Below are 24,268 nucleotides of genomic sequence, written 5' to 3'. Positions count from 1 at the left end.
TATAAGGCTTCATTTATTGAAATTCATAAATTAGAATTACGAAAATTACAATATCGCTAAAAATTAAGATAAGAAAATACTTCGCTATTTCTTCAATTCACGAAAACGTTATAGTTATTTTTCAAAAAATGATCTAAAAAAGGTAAAAACCGGTATAAAATAAAAAAGTGAAGCCATATGACCTCACTTTTTATAACTGCAAAACTTCTAATATTTATACTAATCTTTTCTTTTTCTATGTCTTTCCTTTCTGTGTTTTCTTTTTCTTAATTGCTCATATTGTTCTAATTGAGCTTCTGAGAGCGATGTTTTAAATTCCTCATTTTTATCTTTCATAATGGTTTTATGATTTTCACGCATCTCTTTTTGTGCCTCACTAAGGGTGAGCTTCAATGCTTTTCTTTTTCCTTTCCTAGAAAGATCTTCATTTTTTACAATTGCTAATTGTTCTTTGGTAAAACTGGCATGCATCGCCTTTCTTTGCTCTTTTCTAAGTTCCTTTTTGTTTTCTAATTCCTTTTTCTGGCTTTTCGACAGGCTTTCATAAAATTCTTTTCTTAATGCCTTGCGATCTCTATGATTATCCTCGGATTGGGCTGATATTGCAATAGTTCCTATAAATAGAACCATAATACATATTATACTATTTTTCATCTTTTTCTTTTTCAATTTTTTAAATATTAAACAATACTCTGTTGAACGTTCAATACTATGACCATTAAATATGAAAAAGGTTTAATAGTAATAAAGAAAAATAATTTCTGACAATGCGGGGTTAATTATATGCATCAATATTGAGGACTGACTATATCAGAAATCAACATTTTTTTAAGAGTTTTTATCTTGTAGCTCCTTAAAACAGGCTATGAATCACATCTTCTACGCTAATACCTTCTGCTTCTGCTTTGTAGTTTTTAATAATACGGTGGCGAAGAATACCCATGGCTACAGCTTGTACATCTTCTATATCTGGAGAATATTTCCCTTTGATAGCTGCATTGGCTTTGGCTGCCAGGATTAAATTTTGAGAAGCTCGTGGCCCAGCACCCCAATCTATATAATTTTTCACCAATTCTGTTGCTGTTTCTCCATCAGGTCTTGTTTTACCAACCATGCCTACAGCATATTCAATTACATTATCTGCAACCGGAATACGGCGAATTAAATGTTGAAAATCAATAATTCCCTTAGCAGTAAACAATGAATTAACAGTAGCGGTAGTATCTCCTGTAGTACTTTTTACTACATCTACTTCTTCCTGAAAACTTGGATATTTAAGTTCTATAGCAAACATAAATCGATCTAGTTGTGCTTCTGGTAATGGATATGTTCCTTCTTGCTCAATTGGGTTTTGGGTGGCAAGAACAAAATATGGCAAATCCAAAGTATAATGGTGACCAGCAACGGTTACAGATCTTTCTTGCATTGCTTCAAGAAGTGCTGCCTGGGTTTTTGGCGGAGTACGATTAATCTCATCTGCCAGAATAATATTAGAAAATATAGGTCCTTTAATAAATTTAAAGTGTCTAGTTTCATCCAGTATTTCACTTCCTAATATATCACTAGGCATTAAATCAGGAGTAAACTGAATTCTTTTAAAATCTAATCCCAAAGCTTGTGAAATGGTATTAACCATTAGGGTTTTGGCTAGTCCTGGAACACCAATTAATAATGCGTGACCGCCAGAAAAAATAGAAATAAGTATCTGATCGATAACTTTTTCTTGCCCAATAATGACTTTGGATATTTCTTTTTTGAGTTCTGAATGTTTTTTTACTAGTTTTTCTATAGCCGCTACGTCGTCTGACATATTATTTTATTTTTTTAACCAGTTACCACTATACTCACAGTCTCTATACTCTCCGTTTATTTTAATATACGTATCCATTATTTTTTCACTCTGCCACTTACGAATTGCATCAATTTGCTTTTTCCTTAATGCTAATTCCTGTATTTTAAGATAGTCATTTGCGTAATCTGCTATATGCTCATCATATCGATTAAGTACTGTTATTAATTTATACTTTTTTCGACCTTGACGATCCTGATCAGGAATTACCAAAGAAACTTCATTCATTTTTAGTTTAGATACTTGATCGTACAATATAGGGTCAATTTTGGTAAGTTCAAAACGGGTATCTCCTGTTGTTGGATTAAGTAGTTGCCCTCCATCTTCACGAGTTTCTTTTTCATCACTAAATTTTCTTGCTGCCTCTTTAAATTCGATAGAACCCGAAACAATACTTGTTCGTATAGAATCTATTAATCTTTTGGCTTCATCAACTGTTTTTCTGGTCACTTCGGGAGTAAGTAATATGTGTCTTACATCGATTTCTTCTCCTCGTATTTTATCAACTTTTACAATATGCCATCCAAAATCTGTTTTAAACGGTTCACTTACTTCTCCTTCTTGCAAACTAAAAGCAACATCTTTAAATTCTTTGGCAAAGTTTGTTTTACGATCAAGCGTATATTTCCCACCAGTAGATTTAGAACCCGGATCCTGAGAGTATAATACTGCTTTGGTAGCAAAACTACTACCGTTCTCTACAATATCTTCTCTAAACTGGTTTAATCTATCGATTACTTTTTGCTCTTCTTCATCTGGTATTTCTGGTTCTATTACAATCTGAGCTAATTCAAGTTCTGTACTAAAAAGTGGTCTTTCATCTTCTGGAATGTCATCAAAAAATTCTCTGATTTCTTCTGGAGTAATTTCGATATCTTCGATAATCTTGGTTCTCATTTGCTCTGACAACCTATTCGATTTATTGATTTCAAAAAGTTCTTTTCTAAAATCTACCAGATTATCTTTTTTATAAAACTTTAATACTTTCTCTACAGTACCTAGCTCATTTGTCATATATGCCAATTGTTGATCAACCATAGAATTAACTTCTGCGTCTCTAACCACTATGCTATCCTGGATAGCATGATGGGAATACAATTTGGATTCAAATAAACTACCAGCAAGTTCACAACGACTTACATCAGAAGCTGAAGTCCCTTCACTCATCAACTGCCGATAAGCAATATCTATATCACTATCCAAAATTACATTTTCTCCTATCACTGCAGCTACTCCGTCTATTTTGGTCCTTTGAAATGGGGCTTTTACAGTTTCTACTGCCGTATTTATGGTATCATTTACTATGGGACTGTTCTGCCCATTAATGGTATCCTGTGTTACTATGGAATCCTGCGCTACTTCTTCAATAATCTCTTGTGCATAAAATTGTGTATTCATACTAAAAGTAAGTATAGCACAAAGTACTGTAGTTTTAATCATAAACTTCAAATTGTTTGTTCTCAACTGCATCTCTTGTAATGTCTTTTTCTATTTTCTTAATTAGCTCCAACTTTCTCTTATTTAATATAATCTGCCTTATTGTAGGCTTAATATATTCTATTGGTGCTATTTCATTACGCTTTAATACATCTTTTATTTTCACCATATATACTCCTGTAGAATCTCTAAGTTGCATATATTTTCCACTTTTTAAGAGTTTTGCTCTATCTTGTTTTTTGAGAATTGGAATTTTACTTAATACCTGATCTAACTTGATCCAAGCAGAATCATTTAAAGAATATGTTAGGTATTCTATTTTTTTTTCCTCTCAACTCTTCTACATCCTCTTCATTAAAACGATTGAATTGTTGCTTCGTTGCAACAATATTAGCGTAATCAGGTGGCAAATGTAAGTAACGTAATTTTACTAACTCCTCATTAAGATTAAAATTTTTCAAATTTTGATCATAATATGACTGAAGATCTTGTTCTGTGATCTCCATATTAATGGATTTATTGATCACTGCATTCTTGTAAGCGTTGATATATAGGGTGCTTTGATAGTTTTCTACCAGATCATTAAATTCTTCGAGCTCTTCCTGGGTAAGATTTAATTTAGCCTTGTCGATAAATAATTGGCGGGTAGCCCATGTATTAATATAATTATTAACAATATTAGTGCTATCTCCCTTAGACATATTCTTTGGTACTAGTTTTTTAATATCATCTTTATATAGGTAGGTATCGTTTACTCTGGCAATAGCTTCTTTTTTGATTTGATTTTTAAATTTTTGACAAGAAACAACAATAAGCAATAGTAGTATTAATTTATAATATTTCATCTGTTTATATATAACATTCTTTAGACGATCAGGCCTATGCCGATATAGATACATATGAAATGATCATTATACCTTATGCCACATTCCTACCTTTTTTAATTATTCGTAAAGAAATTAACAACAACATTAAGAGAGCAGTTGCAATTTCACCACTCTCTAATTAAAGGTTTATTAATTTTTTAAATCGATAATTCTTTTTTAGCTTTTTTCAAGGTTTTCTCATTAACTTTTACTGGGTATTTTACTCGTAAATGATCTAACCATTTATTTTCTATACTTTCCTGAAAATCATTAATCACCTCGCCCTTAGTTTCTTCAAAAGTTTTAATTCTTGAAGGTAAGATTTCTTTGACCATAATCAAAGTCTTAAAATTCTCTTCTTCGAGGAATACAATTTTCCCTTTTTCTGCAGAAAAATTCTTGGGTAATATTGCATCTCCTTTTGCCAATTCTTCTTCAGAAAAAAGTACTAAAGCTATATCTCCTTTATTAACCTCATTTTTTATTTCTTTAATCGACTTTTTCTTCTTCAGTAACTTTTCAACCTTACTAATTGCCTCTTTTTTTGATGAAGAAGCCTTAAGAACCTTGTAAGCTTCATTTTGTGTATACTTATCTTTTTGAGTCTCGTAGTATTTTTTAAGTCCGATAGAGTCTGTCTTAGAGACATTCCATATTTTAGACTCCATAAGATCAAAAAGTAAAAGTCCATCACGATACTCTCCTATTACATTTGCAAAATCCTTATTGTCCTCTTCAAGATGCTCTTCATAGTATCGAAGTAAGGTTTTTGATTCGAATCGAGTATACATTTCTTCAACAAAGGCAGAAATATCTGAATATCCTTCTATTCTGATTTGATTACTCTTCAAAAACTCAGCAAAATCTTTGTATAAGTACTTCTCATTTTTAAGACTAAAAAGTTCTTTTTTCAGATTTTTGTCCTTAGGTACATTCCATTCTTCTTTAGAAAACGTAGCTGGAAGTATTTCTTTAAAATATGCAACTGCCTTTTCATTCTTGGTAATCGCATATTTTTTCTTTAATGAATTAATAAACGAAGTAGTTACTAATTTTGATCTACTATCTCTTTTTACTTTTTTGGTAAGTTCGTTTTTTTTGTTCTTCAAAACTTTTGAGAGCGTGTTTTTCTATAAGTTGGACGATATGCCAGCCATACTTAGTTTGTATCGGCACGGAGATTTCTCCTGTTTTTTCTAGAGCAAAAGCTGTTTTTTCGAATTTCTCAGAGTTTAATGCCCCTTGTCCGAAACGTCTAATTTTACCTCCTTCTATTGCTGTACTGGGATCATCACTATATTGTTTTGCCAAAGAAGCAAAAGAAACTCCTTGTTGAAGCTGCTGATTGATTTCTTTTATTCTTTTTTCTGCCTCCTCTGAGGTTCTATTATTATTGATAGCTACCATAATATGAGCAACGGTAACTTCTCCTAATTTTTTCTCTCTACCATTAACTTTTACAACATGGTAACCAAATTGTGTTCTAAATGGTTCTGAGATCTCCCCTACTTTGGTTACATACGCTGCTTCTTCAAACGGATACACCATTCTAAATACAGAAAACCAACCTAAGTTTCCGTTATTTTTAGTAACAGAAGGGTCTTGGCTATAGGCCTTGGCTACAACATCAAAAGATTCTCCATTTACAATCTTATTTCTTGCTTCTATAATTTTTTGATATGCAGCAATCGTATCCTTTGCCGAGGCATTAGGTTTTACCATAATCAAAATATGACTAGCATTTATTTGCTCAAGAGAACGATCATATGCTTGCTGTATTAATGCATCAGAAGTTCTGGTATCGGTAAGATATCCTTTTGCCAGTTGTTTTCTATATCCCTCTAACTCTTCTAAATAAGCCTGTTTTTTATCTAACCCAAGGTGCTTTGCTTCTTTTAACTTTAATTTATAGTTAATAAACAAATTAAGATACTCGTCTATATTCTTCTGTGATTTGTCTTTTACTAAATCTATATTCTTAAGATACACTCTCTTAAATTCTGATATATACACAGGAGATTCGTCAATAGTAAACAACACATCCTTTGATTGTTGTGCATTTGCAAGTGTAAATAAAATACTTCCTAAAAAAAATAATAGCCCCTTTTTATACATAATTTCTATATGATGAAGTCCTAAATCGGACAAAAATAATAATATTAAGATGTTTTACAAGTTCCTTGTTCTAACGAAGCAAGTACCCCCTATAGTATTAACTTTTAAAATTTTTATGATCTATGTATATTGTGGCCACATTACAAAACTAACTAACAACAATCTCGTCATGGAATACACACTCAACATCGAAATAAAACTACCTAGAAATCAGGTCGTTGAAAAATTTAACAATGAAGAAAATATGAAACATTGGCAAAAGGGCTTTGTGAGTATGGAACACATAAATGGTATAAAAGGAAAAACCGGAGCAATTTCAAAACTTATCTACAAAATGGGGAAGCGGGAAATTGAAATGATTGAAACTATTACTTTACTTGATCTTCCTGAGTCGTTTCACCTTACTTTTGATGCAAAAAATGTATACAACATTCAGGAAAACTATTTTGAAGAACTCTCAAACGGAAACACGAAATGGGTCTCTAAAAACGAATTTAAATTTAGTGGCTTCATGAAACTTATGGGATTTCTTATGCCTGGTGCCTTCAAAAAACAATCATATGAATACATGGTAGATTTTAAAGCTTTTGCAGAAGAAGGAAAAAGTGTATTAGATAATTAATTCATAAAAGCGTTTTTGACGTCTATAAAATTGAAAATTATTTTGGAACGAAAAATAAAATTAATTTGGGATTTTAGAGGTCCTGTGGCAAGTAAAACAGCGCAACATCACGAAATTCATCTTAAAGAATATATTACTTCAGAAAAATTATCTCTTAATATCACTGGGTATCATGATCTAAATGATCTACATAGTTTGGCTTATATGATTGTTACTGATTCTGAAATGAAAACAGTACGTGATGCTTTAAAACCACACCGTGGCCAACTCTATGAAGGATAGATTTTAAAAAAAATAATTCGTGGCACGTATATTGTCTAAGACCTTATATATTTGCAAAAATTAGATAATAAAAAAACAAAAAAGTAAAATGAAAAAAATAATATTATCAATCTTAGTATTGATCGTTAGTTTTCAGTTAAATGCTCAATCCAAAACCGGAACTATAGATTCTGAGTATATTCTTTCTCAAATGCCAGAACTTACTAAGGTACAGGAAGATTTAAAAGCTTATAATGCAAAAATGGAGGCTGATTTAAAAGTAAAAGTAGATGAATACCAGGCCAAAGTGAAGGAGTATCAAGACAAAGTAGCCTCTTTTACCGAACCTATTAAAAAAACAAAGCAAGAAGAAATTATTACTTTAGAAAATGATATTGCAAAATTTCGTCAAAACGGTAGTAAGTTAATACAAATAGAACAAAATAGACTACTACAGCCATTATATCAAAAAATCGGAAAAGCACTGGAAGAAGTTGCTAAAACCGAAAAATACACTCAAGTATTTACTATTACTACAAGTGGTTTGGCATATGTTGATCCTAAATACGACGTAACTAAAACGGTAATGACAAAATTAGGAATCACTATAAAAGAAGCTCCTAAAAAATAAAAACACAATAGTACATTATAAAAAAACGCATCGGTTGATGCGTTTTTTTTATAGAAGTGATTTAAACTTTTTTGATTCTGGCGAAGAATAGTTATTTTTTGATCAATTAAAGTGTTTTTTGCACTTCATAGCAGCGCTACGAAGTAAGAAAAAGATAAAAATTGAGTGAAAAGAGCATTTTTATAGCGAATTGAAAAAAGTTTAAATCACTTCATAATATATTACTCGTAATTTCTTTTAGTTTATCCTCTACTTGCATCAAGTATATCTCATTATATACTTCTTTATAAGGATCAGAAGCTTTGTATCCTTGTTCGATTAATTTTTTTGATTGTTCTATTGCTAATATCGCCTCTTTTTTATTACCCATTTCTAATAGGGTAAGTCCCTTATAGTAATACCCCATAGAAGATTTGTCAAATAACTTGATTGCCATATCAAAATCGGCAATAGCTACTTTGTACTTTTTTTGATGCATATAACTTATCCCACGATATACATAAACAGATGCTTTCACATAATCTCCTTCTTCTTTTATTACGTTTGTAAATTCAAGTATAGCCTCTTCATGTCTTTCTAATGCTTGTAACACTTCCCCTTTTAATGAATTAACATTCTCTCCCCAGGCATAATCAGTCTTATCCGGAGTATAGTCATCATATTGATTAAGGTATCGTAAGGCTCGATCATAATCTTTATACAAATCTGTCATTAACCAAGATGTGTAGTATAACGTTTCTTTTGGATCAAGTTCCATTGCTTTTTCAAGTAAAGGAATAGCGATATGATAATCTCCTATCTTACTATTTGCAATTGATTTTTCGATGTAATAATCTGCAGTATCAGGGTTTAGAGCAATTAACGTATCTAAATATGCTTGTTCATTTATCGCTCCTTGAAAAGACCATTTCTTTTCATACTCCAAACGTTTAGTTTCTTCAGACTTTTGTTCTTCTGTCCATTCTAAATAGTCCACAACTTTCCCCTCTTGACAAGAATATAGCAGACCGACAAGACAAACATTAAGGATATATACGAATAATCTTTCCATTTTTAATTCTAAAACTTAAGTAAATATAGGTATCTATGTCTTTGTCACTTTTTGGTTTTCTACCTGGTATCCAATCCTGTAAGCTTTTTGTAATTTCAAGAATCTGATTAGCTACTTCTGCTGAAAACTCCTTATGTTGGTAATTAGTATCAAATGCCTGTGTTTCATACATTCCTGCCTTTCCTTCGCAATTAACTACAAATCGAACCTGAAATATCCCCGATTCTGTATTGCCATCGGGCTCCTTATAGTTCTCTTTAAAAATCTTTCTTATATGATAAAGACCTCCTTTAAATGCTGTTCCCTGATAATAATATCTATCTCCAGGAAAATTCTTGTTAATATATTGATTACAAAGCTGAAATGAAACTGGTTTTATCTCGGCATCTGATCTTTGAATAGGTGTGTATTGTATTTTTTTAAACCCTCCATCCCTAAAACCAAAGGTATAGATACTATTTTCGTTATAAGAAAGTACTTGTTCCCAAAATTGATAATTCTGATCACATGCTAATTGATCTCCTTTTTTGATAAGGAATAAAGCATTCTGAAAAGTAATGAACTCATAACAATAGGTATGATACTCATTACTATTGGTATTTATAAATTGTAGTCGTTTTTCTTCTTTACTAAATCTAAAAACCCCAGTTTCTTCATTTATTTTCCAGTCTTTGGATGACAAAAAATCTTCAAACTCCTGAACATTAATGGTTTTTGTTTCAATCAAACGATGCGCTTCAATTTTACCAAGAAAGCTTAACTTATTATTTTTTATATAAAACTTACGAATAGGATAAGAAGTCGTATCTAATGTAATAGAATCCTTAGAAAATTGTATCCTGTTTTTAAAGAATGTAGTACCGCTCAATTTTTTGAAGTGAAGCGTATCCTTTTTAAATTCCAGCACATAATTACTAGGCAAATAAAAATCCCTATCATATTTAAATGCTCCTCCTACCCAAGTCCCTTGAACTAAAGCTTCATCTATAAATGAGATTTCTTTTTGCTTACAAGAATGTAGACCAATAATAAATATCCCTATAAGAATATATATTATTTGATCTAAGTATTTCATATTAGCTATTATCTTCTACTATAATTAGGTGCTTCTTTGGTAATAGTTACATCATGTGGGTGGCTTTCATTAATACCACTAGCAGTAATCTTCACAAAACGACCATTTTCCTGTAGTGTAGGAATATCTTTTGCTCCACAATATCCCATACCGGCGCGCAATCCTCCTATAAATTGGTGTATGCTTTCTACAAGATCTCCTTTATAAGCTACCCTACCTACTATACCTTCTGGAACCAGTTTTTTGATATCATCTTCAACATCTTGAAAGTACCTATCTTTAGAACCTTTTTTCATAGCTTCTACAGATCCCATACCTCTATAGGTTTTAAATTTTCTTCCTTCGTAGATCACTGTTTCTCCTGGAGATTCTTTAGTTCCTGCCAGAAGTGAACCTAACATTACTGTATCTGCTCCTGCTGCTATAGCTTTTGGGATATCACCAGTATATCTAATACCTCCATCTGCAATCACAGGAACTCCGGATCCTTTTATTGCACTAGCAACTTCTAACACTGCAGAGAACTGAGGAAATCCTACACCTGCTACTACCCTTGTAGTACATATAGACCCTGGGCCAATTCCTACTTTTACGGCATCAGCACCTGCTTCAACCAGATATTTCGCAGCTTCGCCAGTTGCGATATTTCCTACAACTACTTCTAATTCTGGAAATTTTGCTTTCACTTCTTTTAATACCGCAACTACACCTTTGGTATGCCCATGTGCTGTATCGATAACTACAGCATCTACTCCAGATTTCACTAAAGCTTCTGCTCTCTCTACAGCATCACCGGTAACTCCAATAGCAGCTGCTACACGTAAACGTCCTAACTTATCTTTATTTGCATTTGGTTTTAAGGTCAGTTTAGTAATATCTCTAAAAGTAATTAAGCCTACCAGAGTATTTTCTTTATCTACAACTGGTAGTTTTTCGATCTTATTATCTTGCAAAATTACTTCAGCTTGTTGTAAAGACGTTCCTTCACCTACCGTAACCAGATTTTTACTGGTCATTACTTCGGATATAGGTCGTTGATCATTTTTCTCAAAACGAAGATCTCTATTGGTAACAATACCAATCAATTTATAATGATCATCTACAATTGGAATCCCGCCAATGCTATGCTCTCGCATATTGTTTTTGGCATCAATTACTTTGGCATCCAGAGGTAATGTTACCGGATCGATAATCATACCGCTTTCTGCACGTTTTACTTTGCGTACTTTAATTGCCTGTTCTTCGATAGTCATGTTTTTATGCAACACTCCTATCCCACCTTCTTGAGCCATAGCAATAGCCATACGACTTTCTGTAACAGTATCCATTGCTGCAGAAACGATAGGAACATTAAGTATAATATTTTTGGTAAACTTAGTTCTGATACTTACCTCTCTAGGCAGGATTTCAGAAAATGCGGGAACTAGAAGAACATCGTCATAGGTTAAACCTTCTCCAACGATTTTGGATTCATGTGCTGTCATTGCAATTAAAATTTAATTGCGTGCAAATATACGTCTTTTTTAAGGAATATTAAACCTATACCTTTTTATTTTGATAATCAAACCATTTGTACTATCGGTTTATTTTGACACGTAGCATATAAAACTATCGACGAAATGTTAAAACACCAATATTTTTTCAAGAAATGTTAATTATTTATTAACAAAATAAGTTTTATTAACATTATTTTAATAATTATACAGTATATTTAGTTTGTTAGGTTTTTTTGGTATTAAGTTTATCAAAATGATCTACAGCCCCAAAAATATATTGTATGAAAACTATGCTAACCCTGGTATTGATATTTTTATATATCAATATTGCCAATGCTCAATTTACTGATGCGCCACTTACCAATTCAACATTCACGAATTCTAGTCAGATAGAATTTACACCAGAAAAAACTTTATTTAGTAAAAGAATTATACCTGTAGCGTTGATTGCTACTGGTATTCTTTTATCTACGAGTAGTTTTGAAAAATCGCTTCAGAAAGATCTTAGGAATATGCTCGGAGATGATTTTTATTTTGGTATGGATGATTACACTCGATATGCTCCCGTTGTAGAAATGTATGCTGCAGACATTTTAGGAGCAAAGTCAAAAAGTCATTGGTTTGACCAAACCAAAAATCTTGTTCTTTCATCTATCATAAGTAACGGCGCTTCTTCTTTATTAAAAAGAGAAGTTCATAAATACAGGCCAGGAGGTTCTACCAATGCTAATTCTTTTCCATCGGGGCATACTACTACAGCATTTACTACAGCCACGGTATTGTATGAAGAGTTTAAAGACACGAATCCTCTTTTGGCCTATAGTGGTTACTTTTTTGCTATTACTACAGGAAGTTTAAGAATGTTTAATAATATGCATTATCTCTCTGATGTTTTGGTTGGAGCTGGTATAGGGATATTATCTGTAAAGCTAGTATATCATTTTAATCATCTTATCTCCTGGAATCCATTCAAAAAATTAGATGGAATAGCTTTTGCCCCACAATTTAGTGAAAAATCTGTTGGATTTTATCTTTCCAGAACTTTCTAAGATAATAGAAGTTTTTATAAAATTTATAAAGATTTCAAAAAATCAATTTCTATATTATTTTAACAAGCCAGAATAGTATACAAAATGTATCATTCGTATGTGCTTAACCCATATTATCAAATCATATAATTACGGACGATCCATCCAACAAGGGGCAATATCCCCTACTCAAAATCCGTGTTTTCCCTCTACTTTGATAACACTTAATACACTACTTTTGAATAAACAAAAACAGTCTAACTCATATTTTAAAATTTATAAAAATGATTGTTTCACACAAAGTAGAAAGTTATAGTCTTCAAATTGTTAGTAATTATGCCGGTGGTGGCGGTTACCAAATGGGGTTTGTATACCTTTATGGTCAAAGTCAGGAATACATAGGTCATTTAGCTATTATTAAAGACGAAAAGACATTGCCAGAAAACAAACAACATAGCAATGGAGCTATCATACTCTATTTTCATGAAACAGAATTACAATCTATTCTTGAAACCCTTAGAAGTGAAAGTCCTGTATCAATTAAACTTAATACAAGTTCTAAATGGGGATCAATCGAAACAGGCAAAGAAACAGTAGGAAATGGGGAGCTTGCTGCATAGTATCCAAAAGATCTGAAAAACAACAAAGTACCATTACTCTCGATTAACACATGGGCCAGCCAGAAATGAGAGTTCTAAAAAATATAAATTGTGAAGAATGTAATTGGTTCACAATCTGGTGACAGTGGAAGTGTTGTTAAATTAAATGGAATCTACTATTTTTCAGGTCTTTTGGATACTTTATTTTATAGAAACAGATAAGTTCTTTTCTAAAAAAGAAGTGTTGTACATAAACTAATCTATTGATCTCTGTATAGATTTAGAAATTCAACTTCTTAATCAATTGGTTATATTTACAAAAATGATTTCTGTGTATAACGATAACGCATCAAAGTGAATTACTTTAACACTCGCTCTGTTGTTTAGCACATTATACAACACACAAACAGTATTCTTAATGTAGTTAACATTAAGAATACTAGTATAGTAAACAAAACCAAACCTTACACTCTGTAGAATGAAAACACAAACTACAAAACATCGCATAATTATAATTATGTTAACTGTAATTCTATGTGGATGGGTCTTACATTATAATTTAGAAACTTCTAACATTAGAAAAGAACATGAAGCTTTTTTGAACGATACCTATAAAAAAGCATATGTAACACAAGGAGAATTAAATAGTAAAAAACCCGATAGGCCAGATTTTGCTGCACTTCACGAATATCTTACTACTCTAGATCCGGCAACAAAAAATGTACCTAAAGAGCGTTTACTAAAATCATATCAATTTACCAAAGCACAAGCACTAAAGAGTAAATTATTAAAAAAAAGTAGTAGTGATCAAATACAATGGGAAAATATCCCCGCTAATATATCGGGTAGAATTCGAAAAATAGTCTTTGATCCTTCAGACGCAACACATAAGAAAATATGGGGTGGATCGGTTACTGGTGGGTTATGGTATAATAATGATATTACAAATCCGGCATCCTCTTGGGAAAATGCATCTGGTTTTTTTGAAAACCTAGCGATAGGTGCCATTGCTTTTGACCCCGATACTACTACTATGTATGTCGGAACAGGAGAATCCTATACAGCTGTAAATATTTATCGAGAATCTTCTGGTCGAGGTACAGGTATATGGAAATCTGTTGATCACGGTGAAACTTGGCAGCTTTTACCATCAAGTACTGATTTTGCTTATATAAATGATATTCTGGTTAGAAATGAAGCAGGTACAAGTGTACTCTATGCTGCAGTTGCTTCGGGAACCTATAAAGGAGCTCCACATGGGTCTAATACTACCAATGGGCTATATCGGTCAATAGACGGCGGTACCAATTGGGTACAAGTGCTTCCGAATATAATAGGAGATACTACACCATATGCTCCTTCAGATATACTGGAAGTTGATGGAGGAAAACTTCTTGTAGGTACGATGCGAAATGTTGATGAAAATGGAGCAGGTACGATACTTAGTTCTTTAAACGGAACCGATTGGACTATTGATGATTCTTTTGCAACAAGTAGATTTGATCCTACAAGTGACCTTTATCCAGGTAGAGTAAAATTTGCAGTTGCTCCTTCTAACCCAAAGAGAGTTTATGCTATTATAAGCGGAGGGTTCAAATTTCCCTCAGGGTTTATTAGAGATTCAAGTAGTCATTGTATTCTTTTACAATCTTTTGATGCAGGTAATACATGGTCAGAATTTGCAGGTCCAAGTAGAGATTTAGGCTGGGGAGACTGGGGATCTCTTACCTGGCATGCTATGGCGATAGGAGTAGATGCCAATGATGAAAACACTATCATGATTGGTGGTTTTAATAGTTTTAAATTAGTAGGAACTGATACGGCTAATACTACAGATGCCAGTGCTTTAAGATGGCAATCTATCTCCTACTGGTTGCGAAATCGAAAAAAATTCCCACAATATGTACATGCAGATCATCACACCATTGTGTATAGGCCAGGCTCTTCTGATGAAGTTCTTATTTCTACCGATGGAGGTGTATTCTACTCTAATAATATTACAACTTCTAATGTAGCCGAATTTGGAAATCTCTCAAACGTATTTCCTTCCTTTTTTGATGTGAATAAAAACCTGAATACAATTCAGTACTATACCGTTGGTATTCACCCAGGAAAAGGAACTAATTTTTATTTCGGAGGAACACAAGATAATGGCACACTACTGTATGATGGTAATCCCATTGATGTTACCGATATGGTAAGTGGCGGAGATGGTGTATTTGCGTTTGTTGATAAAAACGAACCTCGTATTAGGATCACTTCGGTATATCATAATCAATATTTTATCACCAGGGATGCCGGCAAAAATGTTACTTATGTTGGTCCATTGAGTGGTACTTTTATCAATGCAACAGACTATAACTCGCAAACCAATACCATTTTTGCAAATGCTATGGGGCTTGGCGGCGCAATAACCTCTACTGATAATCAACATATTGATGAATTATTAAGGGTAGAAATAAAAAGTGATGCTATACTTTCGAAATTCACACCGCTAAACACAGGATCGACTGTACCCTATTCTAGTATAAAGGTATCACCATATGATAAAACAAAAACTTCTACTTTGTTTATTGGTACTCAATCTGGTAAATTATTTAAAGTAACAAATGCACAGAGTGATACTCCTGCCGCTACAGAAATCGGCAGCAACTCATTCCCTCCTGCTACTATATCCAGTATTGATATTGGTGAAACTGAGGATGAAATTTTAATTACTTTTTCTAACTATGGTATTAGTTCGGTTTGGTATAGTGATAATGGAGGAAGCTCATGGACAGAAAAAGAAAGTAATCTACCCGATATGCCAGTACGATGGGGATTATTTAATCCTTTTAATCGATCACAAGTGTTGTTGGCTACAGAAATCGGAGTATGGGCTACAGATGATATAAAATCAAGTGGAGTTGAATGGTTTCCTAAAAATGAAACCCTTGCCAATGTAAGAACAGATATGATCGCGATACGGGAGTCGGATGCAAAAATTGTGGCAGCTACTCATGGTCGGGGGATGTTTGAAGGCACTCTAAATGTAAAAGACAATCCAACCGATCCTCCTTTTGTAGATAAAGAGGTTTTTTCTATTTATCCTAATCCAGCCCAAAGTACATTTACAATTAGCTCGGCATTAAAAAGTGTTGTCGCATATGAAGGGGAAATTTTTACAGTAGATGGTAGACTGGTAGAACAATTTTCCTATACTTCTGGTGAGGAATTCGATATTAATATTAGTGGCTATAAGTCTGGTATTTATCTTGTAAATCTGGAAGGAAATGATGGCTCGCAAATTATCACTAAAATAGTAAAACAGTAAACCGGGTTATTCTTTTTTGTTTCTTAAAGCAATCTCCATAGTCCACCAGTATTTTTTATAACTCATGGGCCAAAGTTGTTTAAGAACATCAAACTGGCCATAATATATCCATTCCCATGAAAAAAAGGTGCGAAATAGCATTCTTGAAGAAATACGTTTTCGTATTTGATGTACTTCGTCTTTATCTATTCCGTTTTCTTTAAGTAATTGTATTACATTTTCTTTCTGTGCTTCACTAAATTCTGTATCCAAAAACTCATCACATAATAATGACCAATTATCTACCGGAGTAGTTAAACTGATATTCGATTTTTCTTTAATCTCAATACATTGTTTCTCATCCAGGCCTTGTAGAAAAATGATTTCGTTAGTATTAATTTTTGCGGTAATAGGCCTTGTATTGGTTCTTATTTCATTGATAATTGAAAACGGTAGTTTCTTTTTATCTTTTAGATATCCATACTTAAAATAATATCCTTTTGGGAAATAAATATGATCTTCGGCCACAATACAATTTGTATTTTCAATTCTATTTTTATTTTTCTGTATTGACATAACTACTTCTTACTGATACTATTTTTTTTATGTATTTGAAGCAATATATGTGCTATACGTTCTTCAATTGTAGTATCTCCTTCTATTTGTATAACCGGGCATTTTAGTCTTTTAATCCAATTCTTATGTACTGTAAGACTACGGCCATCAAAAGTAGGATCATCATACTGTTTTGCCCAATCGAGAAATGCTTTTGATTTTGATTGAATTTCGGCATCGGTTTGCAATAAAACTCCATAGCGGGCGACTTCTCGGTTTATTAGTCGTTGTATTCTTACTTCTGGTGGTATATACAAAAATACAGCATAGTCAAACATGCTTTCCCATTCCTTCCCCCAACTAACCATAGAACCACTTATAATAACGGAGTCATATATTTCTATATCTTTTTTAATAGCAATATTTCTTTCCAATAATGGAATTTTAACCTGAAATGGTGGATCAGTTTTTTTCCAGTAATAATCATCTGCATCCAGATGTTTCCATCCTAATCTTTGCTCCAGATTATTTGCCAGTGTCGTAGTACCCGATCCCGAAGCTCCAAATATGTGTATTTTCAAAAGATTTAATTTATGATATTATATAATACCATTTATACTTAGAATTTACCGTAATAAAATTCTATACACAACTGGTATAAAGACCAAGATACCAATTATTCGGTATCCTCTTCTACCCTTTTTTATAAAAACAAAAAACGGAGTAGGTATTTAAACTTACTCCGTTTTCAAAAATGGTTTACGTTTAGTTATGTAAAATGCAATTATAACTAAGCAACAAATATAGTTTTTTATCAGGAAATCCTATAAAAAATACGTTTTTAAGGAAGATATAGTATGTGTAATTAGTCTTTATTAAATCGGCTTCAAGCATATTACACAAATACATATTTCTATATTTCATCGAGCAGGAAGTGTTGTTGAGAGAAAATAATAGTCAAATACTCATAATTTAACGATATTACAATCGATTTTGCCTTGTTTGGGGTATATTTAATAGCATCTACATTATTATGACAACTTCTGTATTTTTTAAAAATCGAACCTTAAAACATATTGTTTTTTGGATTCTTTATTTATTGATTTGGATAGTAATGGATGTAATGTATGGTGCTTCTTTGATAAAAGCTTCTTATAAGTACCTGGGTTGTTTACTCGAAATCCCATTTTATTATATACATATGTATTACTTGTGGCCTAAGTATATTAGTACCAAACGTTATGTATATTATTTTCTGGCTTTCATTCCTCTTCTTATTATAAACTCATTACTTGTAAAACTTTTTCAATATTACTTTGTCTATCCGATTTTATTAGACATACCAAAACTTCCTTCTGATTTTTTTTCTTTTCCCAGAATACTAGATTTTGCAAGAGCAATATTATTATGGTTTGGCCCTCCTACTGCTATCAAGATTTTACAAGATCACTACGATAATAAAATCAACTTAGAAAAAATAAAAAAAGAACAAAAGATCAGTGAATTAAATTTTCTGAGATCTCAGATGAACCCTCATTTTCTCTTTAATACGTTAAACAATCTGTATTCATTATCATTAAAAGGTTCAAAAAAAACTCCAGAAGCTCTATTACAACTATCAAACTTATTATCTTATACTTTATATGAAGGTAGTGAAGACAAAATTTCTTTAGAAAAGGAAATACATCACTTGCATGATTATATTGAATTAGAGAAGTTGCGTTTTGGAAATCGTTTAAACTTACAGATGGAAATCACGGGTAATTTTGGTGGTGTGATGATCACTCCTCTTATCCTAATTCCTATAGTCGAAAATGCTTTTAAACATTGTTCTTTAAATGAAAGAGGAGATGTAGATATACAAATAAAAATAGCGGTTACTAATGGTGAATTACACATTAGCACTATTAATCCGGTAGGGAATTCTGTAAAAGAAGATAATAAAAACGGAATCGGCGTTCAAAATTTATCTAAAAGATTACAGATTATTTACCCTCAAAAACATACCTTTAGGTTAAAAGAACGCGCACATAAATTTTACGTCGACCTAAGTATACAACTAGATAATTGATGAGTATTATAAAATGTATTATTGTAGATGATGAGCCATTGGCTCAAGATGTTATTTCTGATTACATCAGCAGATTAGATTTTTTATCTGAAGTTGGAAAATTTGATGATGCTTTATCGGCTATCGAGTTTTTAAATTCTGAAACTATCGATCTCATTTTTTTAGATATACAAATGCCTATGCTAAACGGGATCAATTTTCTAAAAGCGGTCTCTTCTCCTCCCAAGGTTATTTTTACTACGGCACATCGGCATTATGCCGTAGATGGATTTGAGCTTAATGCTGTTGATTATCTCATAAAACCAATTCCTTTTTATCGATTTGTACAAGCCATTGAAAAAGTAAGAACACATACAGATCAACCTATAAAAGTACCCGAAGCCCCTGCTGGCGCAGCTTTTTTTAAAGTAGATAATAAAAAAATTAAAGTATATTATACTGATATTCTTTTTATTGAAAGCTTAAAGGATTATATTAAAGTAGTCCTTAAAGACAGGTTTTTTGTGACTTATCAAACGCTTTCCGGAATGTTAGAACTATTACCCTCGTCTCAGTTTGTACAAGTACACAAGTCTTTTATAGTAAATTTTCACTATATAAGTGTTATACAAGGAAATGTATTAGAGATAAATGATCATACCATCCCGATGGGAAGAAGCTATAGAGATAATGCTCTAGAGAAAATATACCAGACCGGAAAAAAAGTTTGGAAATAAACTATGGTATTGTAAATAACATGAATATCACATCTTAGCTTTAAAATTACTTAAGTTCTTCTCGTATAATTCTGTTTGTTTATCTTTTTTACGTTTTGCAATAGTTACAGCCGCTTCATAATGTTTTAATGCTAATTTATTTTGCCCATTTTGTGCTAAAACCTCGGCATAGCTATCTTGGGCATTGGGAGAATTAGGAAAGAGGATTGATCCTGCTCTTAAAATTGCCCGAGCAGCTTTTATATTTTTTTCCCGCAAGTAACTATACCCCATATCGTTAATCATAAAACTTTCCATATGACCTCTTTTCAGTATCAATTGTAGAAGTTTACAGACAGTTTCTTCTTCTTGTTTTGTAAACTCATTTTTTTCTAAAATCTTTTCAAGTTGTTTAAAGGGTTTTTCTCTATACTTTGCAGCACTTGCTTCAGCTATTTCTTTAGCTTTTTCTAATGCATCATCGGCAGAAGACTTAACATCTGGGATTACTCCAACACCTTCCCAGTTTGTATTTGTTACAGGGTTGATCGAGCGAGCAATTGGAACAATAAGTCTATATCCTTGTGGTAATCTCATAAAATTTACAGGATGTGCGCCACCACCGGTGTTCTCTCCTATAACTGTGGCTCTTTTTCTTGCTTTCAGATCATATGCAAAGGCTTCGGCCGCAGAAAAAGTTCTACCACTGGTTAATATAAATAAAGGAACCTCTAATCTTTGCATACCTTTTACAGGAACAGTACTATAGTTTTCCATAGTATCTGTTCTTCGAGTATACACACCAGTTAGTGGTAGGTTTTCGGGAAGAAAATAACTACTTAAATTAACACCTACAGGGCCATTACCACCGCCATTTCCTCTCAAATCGATAATTATCGCATCGGCAGTTGATAAATATTTCATTAGCGGATCTACTTTTATAGTGTCTTCTACTCTAAATCCTTTTAAATGAACATAACCTACATTTCCTTCAAAAAAATTAACTTCTCCAAATCCTCCTCTTCGAAAACGTTCTATATTTTGCAGATGCATAGGAATAAAACCTAAAGGATTACTCGGTCTACTATTTCGAGGTCTTGGAGGAGCAATATTGAGATGTTTATCATTTGTGATTTTTTGCATCTCTTTTGTCAATGCTTTTGCAAACTCTCCTGGTTTTTTAAAAGTATCGAAATGCTTTTCCTGCATCAATTCATCCAGACGTTGATTTACTTCTTTTGCTTTATCCAGAAAAACGTAGTTCTCTGTCATAAGCTTCTGTATTCTTTTAATAACATCGGTATTTGATTGAGCTAAAAGAAGTATTGGCGTTAAGGTAATCAGGGCAAATATTGATATTTTATTTTTCATTATTTTAATCTGTATTATAATGTATCTTAGGTGTTATTTTTATTTATTTTGGTTTGGATACCGATCTACATTCTTATGCTGCCAAAGTAAATTTATGATTTGCCATTGGTCATTTGTTTTTACTAAATGCAAATATTCTACCCAATTGTCTGAAATTAATTTAACTGTAGCTATGCGATTATAGATATCTAATATCTTTATTTTATTACTGGGTTTAGGCGGAAACTTAGCTCCGGATTTGTTCCATGATTTTGCAAATTCTACCATCTGTTCATAGCTGGTTTCTCTAATCACTTCTTTTTGTTTTTCTCGATCAAACCCCATCGTCCTCTTAGCTAAACCTTTATGAAACACTTCTTTCATGAGATCAGGTTTTAATTCCTGTAGTGCTACTAAATACCCTAACGCTCTTTCTTTTATTTCTATAGTATCTTTTTTACTTGCTGGGTTAGCCATTCTTATATGAGTAACAGACGGAAAATCTCGCTTGTGTATCAATTCGTTATTTTCATCAAACATTGCTCCTTTTATGAGGTATCCCTTATCGTCAAACTCTTGGTTGTTGGCAGCAAAATTCCACTGGTTTTTAGTTAATTTTCCTTTTGCATTGTGATAAGAATACCTAACATGATTTCCTTTTTCATCATAGGTATCTTCGTAAGAGGCCACTCCTATTGAGTTTTCTTGAATTTCTAATTTTTCATTAAGATTATAATTAGCTTTTGGAGATCCATCTTTTCTATATAAAATTCCTGTTATCCCAAATTCAAAATACGGTGAAATATTAACAGGGTTATTTTGTAGATCATACCGCTTTTCTATCACCATTTTTTTGTTTTTTGACCACCGGTAATTCGCAATTTTCCAATTAGACTCCATAGGTTCATCGTTCAAATCATAAAAATCAAGTGCATTTATGAATCCATTTTTATCATATTGGTATATTTCTTTATAGACCTCGCGATTATTAGTCATTCGCTTTCCTTTCTTATCAAAAAAAGTACGAATCTCTTCAGCATCAGAGTACTCAAAAACCGTTCTATGTGCTCCTATTGTTGCTAAGGGGTGTTTTCGTTGGTCGTGATAATGATAGTTAATAATCTCTATTAATTCTTTTTTTTCATTGTACTTAAAAACATAATGAGACGTACGTTGGGCTTCTTGCTGATTTATTTCGTGAATTCCTTGTATTCTCACATGTGGTGATACATGATTATATCTCATGTGCCTAAAATATTGTTCTGTTATAGCATGTTGAGCACTAGATTTAGGAAAATGCAATACTGTTAGTAACAAAAATGAAGTTATTAAAAACAGGTTATTTCGTTGTCTGTTTTTCATGAGTATATCTTTTTTAGTGTTTTTTTTACATAGTGACACTTCATATCGCTAGATTAATACACCCTATCTAACCAATGTATTAGATTAAGTAACAGCTGGTAGTTTTCTGCTGCTTTTGCAGAGTTCATCCCGACCTTAACCCTATCTCTACCCGCAATTTGAGCCGTAAACATGGCAGCTTCTCCAAATACCGCTATTCTGCCTTTTCCATATTCTAAGACAGCACCCTGAGATAAATTTTCTGCAGAGATCCTTGGGGTTTTTTCATTAAAAACCCACATAGTATCTGTTATAAAGACAGTATATTCTTTTTTTAAATTTAAAATAGAAGAAGCTTTTTTTGGCATCTTAAACCCTTGTCCTGTAAAGGTTCTTATTTTGTGTACTCGTTCCTGATGATTTCTTCCATTTGTTATTATATGATTACCGAGCATTTTATTTTTTCGGGAAAAGTCAAAAATTCCTTTACCATCGGCATCCATTACAAAGCTGTCATAAAGTGTAAAACCAAAAGCTTTTGCAAGATTTGCAGAGGCCCCAGCAAAGGGCATATGATCTGCGATCAAAAAAAGAGAGCCTCCATTTTTAACCCATTCTTTTACATTATTTATTTCACTTGTCGAAAAAGCACTCTCTGTGGGAGCAACAAAAGGAGGTCTGCTATTTTCTGATAACGCATTAGAGATCACCAATATCTTAAGATCTTTTAGCTTCTCTTTTTTGAATTTCCCATCAAAACCATCGACTTTATAACCATCTTCTGACACTAATTTTGCAAAAGGCAAAAACCTATTATTCTTTGTATGAAAATTACGATGTCCCTGATCTATATGTATCGTAGTGCCGGATTTTTTAGGATACATTTTTGTTATTATCCCGGGACTATAGGTTGTATCTGGTATTTGTTGAGAAAATATATGACTTATAGTTAAAAGACTAATTATAAGTATGATGTTTCTGTTCATTGTTTTTTGATTTTTAACTAACAAAAAGAATCAATTACCTGATGAAACTAACTGACTCCTATTAACAGTCATTAATTCTGTTCTATGCATCAAGGTAACACAATCATACTCTTATAGTTAAATATTTTTGCTGAACGGTAAGATCATACCTCTATATTAAATATCTATCTCGACATTCTGTCAAAAGCTAAATATTTGTATTTCGTCGAGAAATAGATGTTGTTTAGAGAAGGTAATGGGTTATATCCTGCTTAGCTTTTTAGTTGTTTTCCGTAGTCACAATCATTCGCTAACCCTTTTGAATAGCTGGTTCTGGCATTTAGATCCATAACAAGATATACTTTTTTCTTTATGAATATGGTTACATATTCTTCTTGCCAATGTATTTTTATATCTTTCTTTTTAAGATTTTTAACATAACTATATCGATTAGCATATAAGGCTGGTAATGGTGCATCTCTTCTTTCCCGAATGTTCTTATACGATTTTACATCAGAAAATCTTGGATCAATTACTGCACATAGAAAGCCATCAAAATCAATATCTTCTTTATCTGTGCTCAAGAGATATGCCCAAACTGCATAGTCTTCTTCTTCGATCATTAAGGTTCTGCCAGAATTAGTATGTGTATCGGTCATAAAAATTTTGGAAGCACTTGTTTCTTGCTTCTTTTCTTTAGTGTTTACACTAAATAATCCATCAAAAATAGATAGTAATTCAATTTTCATTTACAAATTTTCTTTTTGGAGTCCTTAAGCTAGAGCTTATTATATTGGACGTAATCTCACCATAGCAGGTAAGATGTAGAGTTTTTATTTATTTCTTGTTCATTTTCCGATTCTGTATTACACTAAGATATATCCACACAGGATACTAATTCTCTAATTATGATACTGTAGTTGCTCAAACCTATATTCGGTATGACTAAAAACTTTATTATCATATGTG

The 24,268-nt window shown here is 32.4% G+C and carries 24 protein-coding genes; 8 read left to right on the top strand and 16 right to left on the bottom strand.

The genetic code is table 11. The features are described 5' to 3' along the window. Nucleotides 1–219: 219 nt before the first annotated feature. The 7 genes from NNH57_RS00730 to NNH57_RS00700 form a co-directional block, all read right to left on the bottom strand. Entirely contained in the window at nucleotides 220–654 is a 435-nt protein-coding gene (locus NNH57_RS00730; RefSeq protein WP_074408086.1) for a hypothetical protein, read from the bottom strand. A gap of 199 nt (nucleotides 655–853) precedes the next feature. Continuing rightward, complete coding sequence (locus NNH57_RS00725; protein WP_074408087.1) at nucleotides 854–1,810, bottom strand: AAA family ATPase; 957 nt, start codon at nucleotides 1,808–1,810, stop codon at nucleotides 854–856. Nucleotides 1,811–1,816: 6 nt separating this feature from the next. Continuing rightward, nucleotides 1,817–3,289, bottom strand: coding sequence for a peptidylprolyl isomerase (locus NNH57_RS00720; RefSeq protein ID WP_234423402.1), 1,473 nt, complete (start codon nucleotides 3,287–3,289; stop codon nucleotides 1,817–1,819). Then, nucleotides 3,282–3,485: a hypothetical protein gene (locus tag NNH57_RS00715; protein WP_254504077.1), complete on the bottom strand. Its 204-nt coding sequence runs from the start codon at nucleotides 3,483–3,485 to the stop codon at nucleotides 3,282–3,284. The genes NNH57_RS00720 and NNH57_RS00715 overlap by 8 nt, the downstream gene beginning before the upstream one ends. A 91-nt stretch (nucleotides 3,486–3,576) precedes the next feature. Continuing rightward, complete coding sequence (locus NNH57_RS00710; protein ID WP_254504075.1) at nucleotides 3,577–4,131, bottom strand: hypothetical protein; 555 nt, start codon at nucleotides 4,129–4,131, stop codon at nucleotides 3,577–3,579. A 179-nt stretch (nucleotides 4,132–4,310) separates the two neighbouring features. After that, nucleotides 4,311–5,261 carry a peptidyl-prolyl cis-trans isomerase gene (locus NNH57_RS00705; protein WP_254504073.1) on the bottom strand — a complete coding sequence of 317 codons (951 nt, stop codon included), beginning with the start codon at nucleotides 5,259–5,261 and terminating at the stop codon, nucleotides 4,311–4,313. Next, complete coding sequence (locus NNH57_RS00700) at nucleotides 5,215–6,300, bottom strand: peptidylprolyl isomerase (RefSeq protein WP_254504071.1); 1,086 nt, start codon at nucleotides 6,298–6,300, stop codon at nucleotides 5,215–5,217. The genes NNH57_RS00705 and NNH57_RS00700 overlap by 47 nt, the downstream gene beginning before the upstream one ends. Before the next feature lie 136 nt (nucleotides 6,301–6,436). Here NNH57_RS00700 and NNH57_RS00695 point away from each other — a divergent pair, with 136 nt between their 5' ends. From NNH57_RS00695 to NNH57_RS00685, 3 genes are all read left to right on the top strand, one after another. After that, nucleotides 6,437–6,889 carry an SRPBCC family protein gene (locus NNH57_RS00695; RefSeq protein WP_074408574.1) on the top strand — a complete coding sequence of 151 codons (453 nt, stop codon included), beginning with the start codon at nucleotides 6,437–6,439 and terminating at the stop codon, nucleotides 6,887–6,889. A 42-nt stretch (nucleotides 6,890–6,931) separates the two neighbouring features. After that, nucleotides 6,932–7,171, top strand: coding sequence for a hypothetical protein (locus tag NNH57_RS00690; protein WP_074408575.1), 240 nt, complete (start codon nucleotides 6,932–6,934; stop codon nucleotides 7,169–7,171). 88 nt (nucleotides 7,172–7,259) lie between these two features. Beyond that, nucleotides 7,260–7,781 (top strand): OmpH/Skp family outer membrane protein, encoded by a 522-nt coding sequence (locus tag NNH57_RS00685; RefSeq protein WP_074408091.1) that lies wholly within the window; start codon nucleotides 7,260–7,262, stop codon nucleotides 7,779–7,781. Nucleotides 7,782–7,992: 211 nt separating this feature from the next. Here the strand turns inward: NNH57_RS00685 and NNH57_RS00680 are convergent, their stop codons facing one another. The 3 genes from NNH57_RS00680 to guaB are packed head-to-tail and all read right to left on the bottom strand — an operon-like array spanning nucleotide 7,993 to nucleotide 11,391. Then, on the bottom strand, nucleotides 7,993–8,832 hold the full coding sequence (locus tag NNH57_RS00680; protein WP_108808485.1) for a tetratricopeptide repeat protein: 840 nt from the start codon (nucleotides 8,830–8,832) through the stop codon (nucleotides 7,993–7,995). After that, nucleotides 8,804–9,907: a hypothetical protein gene (locus tag NNH57_RS00675; protein WP_165944044.1), complete on the bottom strand. Its 1,104-nt coding sequence runs from the start codon at nucleotides 9,905–9,907 to the stop codon at nucleotides 8,804–8,806. Before NNH57_RS00675 ends, NNH57_RS00680 begins: the two co-directional genes overlap by 29 nt. 8 nt (nucleotides 9,908–9,915) lie before the next feature. Continuing rightward, nucleotides 9,916–11,391: an IMP dehydrogenase gene (gene guaB / locus NNH57_RS00670; RefSeq protein ID WP_074408094.1), complete on the bottom strand. Its 1,476-nt coding sequence runs from the start codon at nucleotides 11,389–11,391 to the stop codon at nucleotides 9,916–9,918. A 293-nt stretch (nucleotides 11,392–11,684) separates the two neighbouring features. Here guaB and NNH57_RS00665 point away from each other — a divergent pair, with 293 nt between their 5' ends. From NNH57_RS00665 to NNH57_RS00655, 3 genes are all read left to right on the top strand, one after another. Continuing rightward, nucleotides 11,685–12,452, top strand: a complete 768-nt coding sequence (locus NNH57_RS00665; RefSeq protein ID WP_074408095.1) for a phosphatase PAP2 family protein — start codon at nucleotides 11,685–11,687, stop codon at nucleotides 12,450–12,452. Between the two features lie 263 nt (nucleotides 12,453–12,715). Beyond that, nucleotides 12,716–13,051 (top strand): hypothetical protein, encoded by a 336-nt coding sequence (locus tag NNH57_RS00660; RefSeq protein ID WP_025666058.1) that lies wholly within the window; start codon nucleotides 12,716–12,718, stop codon nucleotides 13,049–13,051. A 457-nt stretch (nucleotides 13,052–13,508) separates the two neighbouring features. Continuing rightward, nucleotides 13,509–16,343 (top strand): T9SS type A sorting domain-containing protein, encoded by a 2,835-nt coding sequence (locus tag NNH57_RS00655; protein WP_108808484.1) that lies wholly within the window; start codon nucleotides 13,509–13,511, stop codon nucleotides 16,341–16,343. 6 nt (nucleotides 16,344–16,349) lie between these two features. On the opposite strand, the gene NNH57_RS00650 is transcribed toward NNH57_RS00655, so the two are convergent. After that, nucleotides 16,350–16,898: a hypothetical protein gene (locus NNH57_RS00650; protein ID WP_108808483.1), complete on the bottom strand. Its 549-nt coding sequence runs from the start codon at nucleotides 16,896–16,898 to the stop codon at nucleotides 16,350–16,352. A 2-nt stretch (nucleotides 16,899–16,900) separates the two neighbouring features. After that, nucleotides 16,901–17,458: a P-loop NTPase family protein gene (locus NNH57_RS00645; RefSeq protein WP_074408098.1), complete on the bottom strand. Its 558-nt coding sequence runs from the start codon at nucleotides 17,456–17,458 to the stop codon at nucleotides 16,901–16,903. Between the two features lie 452 nt (nucleotides 17,459–17,910). Between NNH57_RS00645 and NNH57_RS00640 the strand changes: the two genes are divergently transcribed. Both NNH57_RS00640 and NNH57_RS00635 read left to right on the top strand, forming a co-directional pair. Then, complete coding sequence (locus tag NNH57_RS00640) at nucleotides 17,911–18,948, top strand: sensor histidine kinase (RefSeq protein WP_108808482.1); 1,038 nt, start codon at nucleotides 17,911–17,913, stop codon at nucleotides 18,946–18,948. After that, the gene (locus tag NNH57_RS00635; RefSeq protein ID WP_199915432.1) at nucleotides 18,948–19,664 is read left to right on the top strand and encodes a LytR/AlgR family response regulator transcription factor; all 717 of its coding nucleotides are present in this window, start codon (nucleotides 18,948–18,950) and stop codon (nucleotides 19,662–19,664) included. Before NNH57_RS00640 ends, NNH57_RS00635 begins: the two co-directional genes overlap by 1 nt. Nucleotides 19,665–19,691: 27 nt before the next feature. Here NNH57_RS00635 and NNH57_RS00630 read toward each other — a convergent pair whose 3' ends face one another. From NNH57_RS00630 to NNH57_RS00615, 4 genes are all read right to left on the bottom strand, one after another. Then, a complete protein-coding gene (locus NNH57_RS00630) occupies nucleotides 19,692–21,014 on the bottom strand; it encodes a S41 family peptidase (RefSeq protein WP_108808481.1) in 1,323 nt (440 codons plus the stop codon). Nucleotides 21,015–21,053: 39 nt separating this feature from the next. Beyond that, nucleotides 21,054–22,355, bottom strand: a complete 1,302-nt coding sequence (locus NNH57_RS00625) for a nuclear transport factor 2 family protein (protein WP_108808480.1) — start codon at nucleotides 22,353–22,355, stop codon at nucleotides 21,054–21,056. Between the two features lie 53 nt (nucleotides 22,356–22,408). After that, on the bottom strand, nucleotides 22,409–23,320 hold the full coding sequence (locus NNH57_RS00620; RefSeq protein WP_108808479.1) for a hypothetical protein: 912 nt from the start codon (nucleotides 23,318–23,320) through the stop codon (nucleotides 22,409–22,411). Nucleotides 23,321–23,571: 251 nt separating this feature from the next. Beyond that, nucleotides 23,572–24,048, bottom strand: coding sequence for a hypothetical protein (locus NNH57_RS00615; protein WP_074408103.1), 477 nt, complete (start codon nucleotides 24,046–24,048; stop codon nucleotides 23,572–23,574). Nucleotides 24,049–24,268: the final 220 nt, after the last annotated feature.

The organism is Aquimarina spinulae (genome assembly GCF_943373825.1).
Lineage (GTDB): Bacteria > Bacteroidota > Bacteroidia > Flavobacteriales > Flavobacteriaceae > Aquimarina > Aquimarina spinulae.
Note: the sequence above shows the minus strand (reverse complement) of the source record. Positions and strands in the feature narration are given on the sequence as shown.

What these genes read in the sequence shown, in the direction of transcription:
- NNH57_RS00730 (WP_074408086.1), bottom strand. Translation starts at nt 654, where the DNA reads ATGAAAAATAGTATAATATGTATTATGGTTCTATTTATAGGAACTATT.
- NNH57_RS00725 (WP_074408087.1), bottom strand. Translation starts at nt 1,810, where the DNA reads ATGTCAGACGACGTAGCGGCTATAGAAAAACTAGTAAAAAAACATTCA.
- NNH57_RS00720 (WP_234423402.1), bottom strand. Translation starts at nt 3,289, where the DNA reads ATGATTAAAACTACAGTACTTTGTGCTATACTTACTTTTAGTATGAAT.
- NNH57_RS00715 (WP_254504077.1), bottom strand. Translation starts at nt 3,485, where the DNA reads ATGCAACTTAGAGATTCTACAGGAGTATATATGGTGAAAATAAAAGAT.
- NNH57_RS00710 (WP_254504075.1), bottom strand. Translation starts at nt 4,131, where the DNA reads ATGAAATATTATAAATTAATACTACTATTGCTTATTGTTGTTTCTTGT.
- NNH57_RS00695 (WP_074408574.1), top strand. Translation starts at nt 6,437, where the DNA reads ATGGAATACACACTCAACATCGAAATAAAACTACCTAGAAATCAGGTC.
- NNH57_RS00685 (WP_074408091.1), top strand. Translation starts at nt 7,260, where the DNA reads ATGAAAAAAATAATATTATCAATCTTAGTATTGATCGTTAGTTTTCAG.
- NNH57_RS00680 (WP_108808485.1), bottom strand. Translation starts at nt 8,832, where the DNA reads ATGGAAAGATTATTCGTATATATCCTTAATGTTTGTCTTGTCGGTCTG.
- NNH57_RS00675 (WP_165944044.1), bottom strand. Translation starts at nt 9,907, where the DNA reads ATGAAATACTTAGATCAAATAATATATATTCTTATAGGGATATTTATT.
- guaB (WP_074408094.1), bottom strand. Translation starts at nt 11,391, where the DNA reads ATGACAGCACATGAATCCAAAATCGTTGGAGAAGGTTTAACCTATGAC.
- NNH57_RS00665 (WP_074408095.1), top strand. Translation starts at nt 11,685, where the DNA reads ATGAAAACTATGCTAACCCTGGTATTGATATTTTTATATATCAATATT.
- NNH57_RS00660 (WP_025666058.1), top strand. Translation starts at nt 12,716, where the DNA reads ATGATTGTTTCACACAAAGTAGAAAGTTATAGTCTTCAAATTGTTAGT.
- NNH57_RS00655 (WP_108808484.1), top strand. Translation starts at nt 13,509, where the DNA reads ATGAAAACACAAACTACAAAACATCGCATAATTATAATTATGTTAACT.
- NNH57_RS00650 (WP_108808483.1), bottom strand. Translation starts at nt 16,898, where the DNA reads ATGTCAATACAGAAAAATAAAAATAGAATTGAAAATACAAATTGTATT.
- NNH57_RS00640 (WP_108808482.1), top strand. Translation starts at nt 17,911, where the DNA reads ATGACAACTTCTGTATTTTTTAAAAATCGAACCTTAAAACATATTGTT.
- NNH57_RS00635 (WP_199915432.1), top strand. Translation starts at nt 18,948, where the DNA reads ATGAGTATTATAAAATGTATTATTGTAGATGATGAGCCATTGGCTCAA.
- NNH57_RS00630 (WP_108808481.1), bottom strand. Translation starts at nt 21,014, where the DNA reads ATGAAAAATAAAATATCAATATTTGCCCTGATTACCTTAACGCCAATA.
- NNH57_RS00625 (WP_108808480.1), bottom strand. Translation starts at nt 22,355, where the DNA reads ATGAAAAACAGACAACGAAATAACCTGTTTTTAATAACTTCATTTTTG.
- NNH57_RS00620 (WP_108808479.1), bottom strand. Translation starts at nt 23,320, where the DNA reads ATGAACAGAAACATCATACTTATAATTAGTCTTTTAACTATAAGTCAT.
- NNH57_RS00615 (WP_074408103.1), bottom strand. Translation starts at nt 24,048, where the DNA reads ATGAAAATTGAATTACTATCTATTTTTGATGGATTATTTAGTGTAAAC.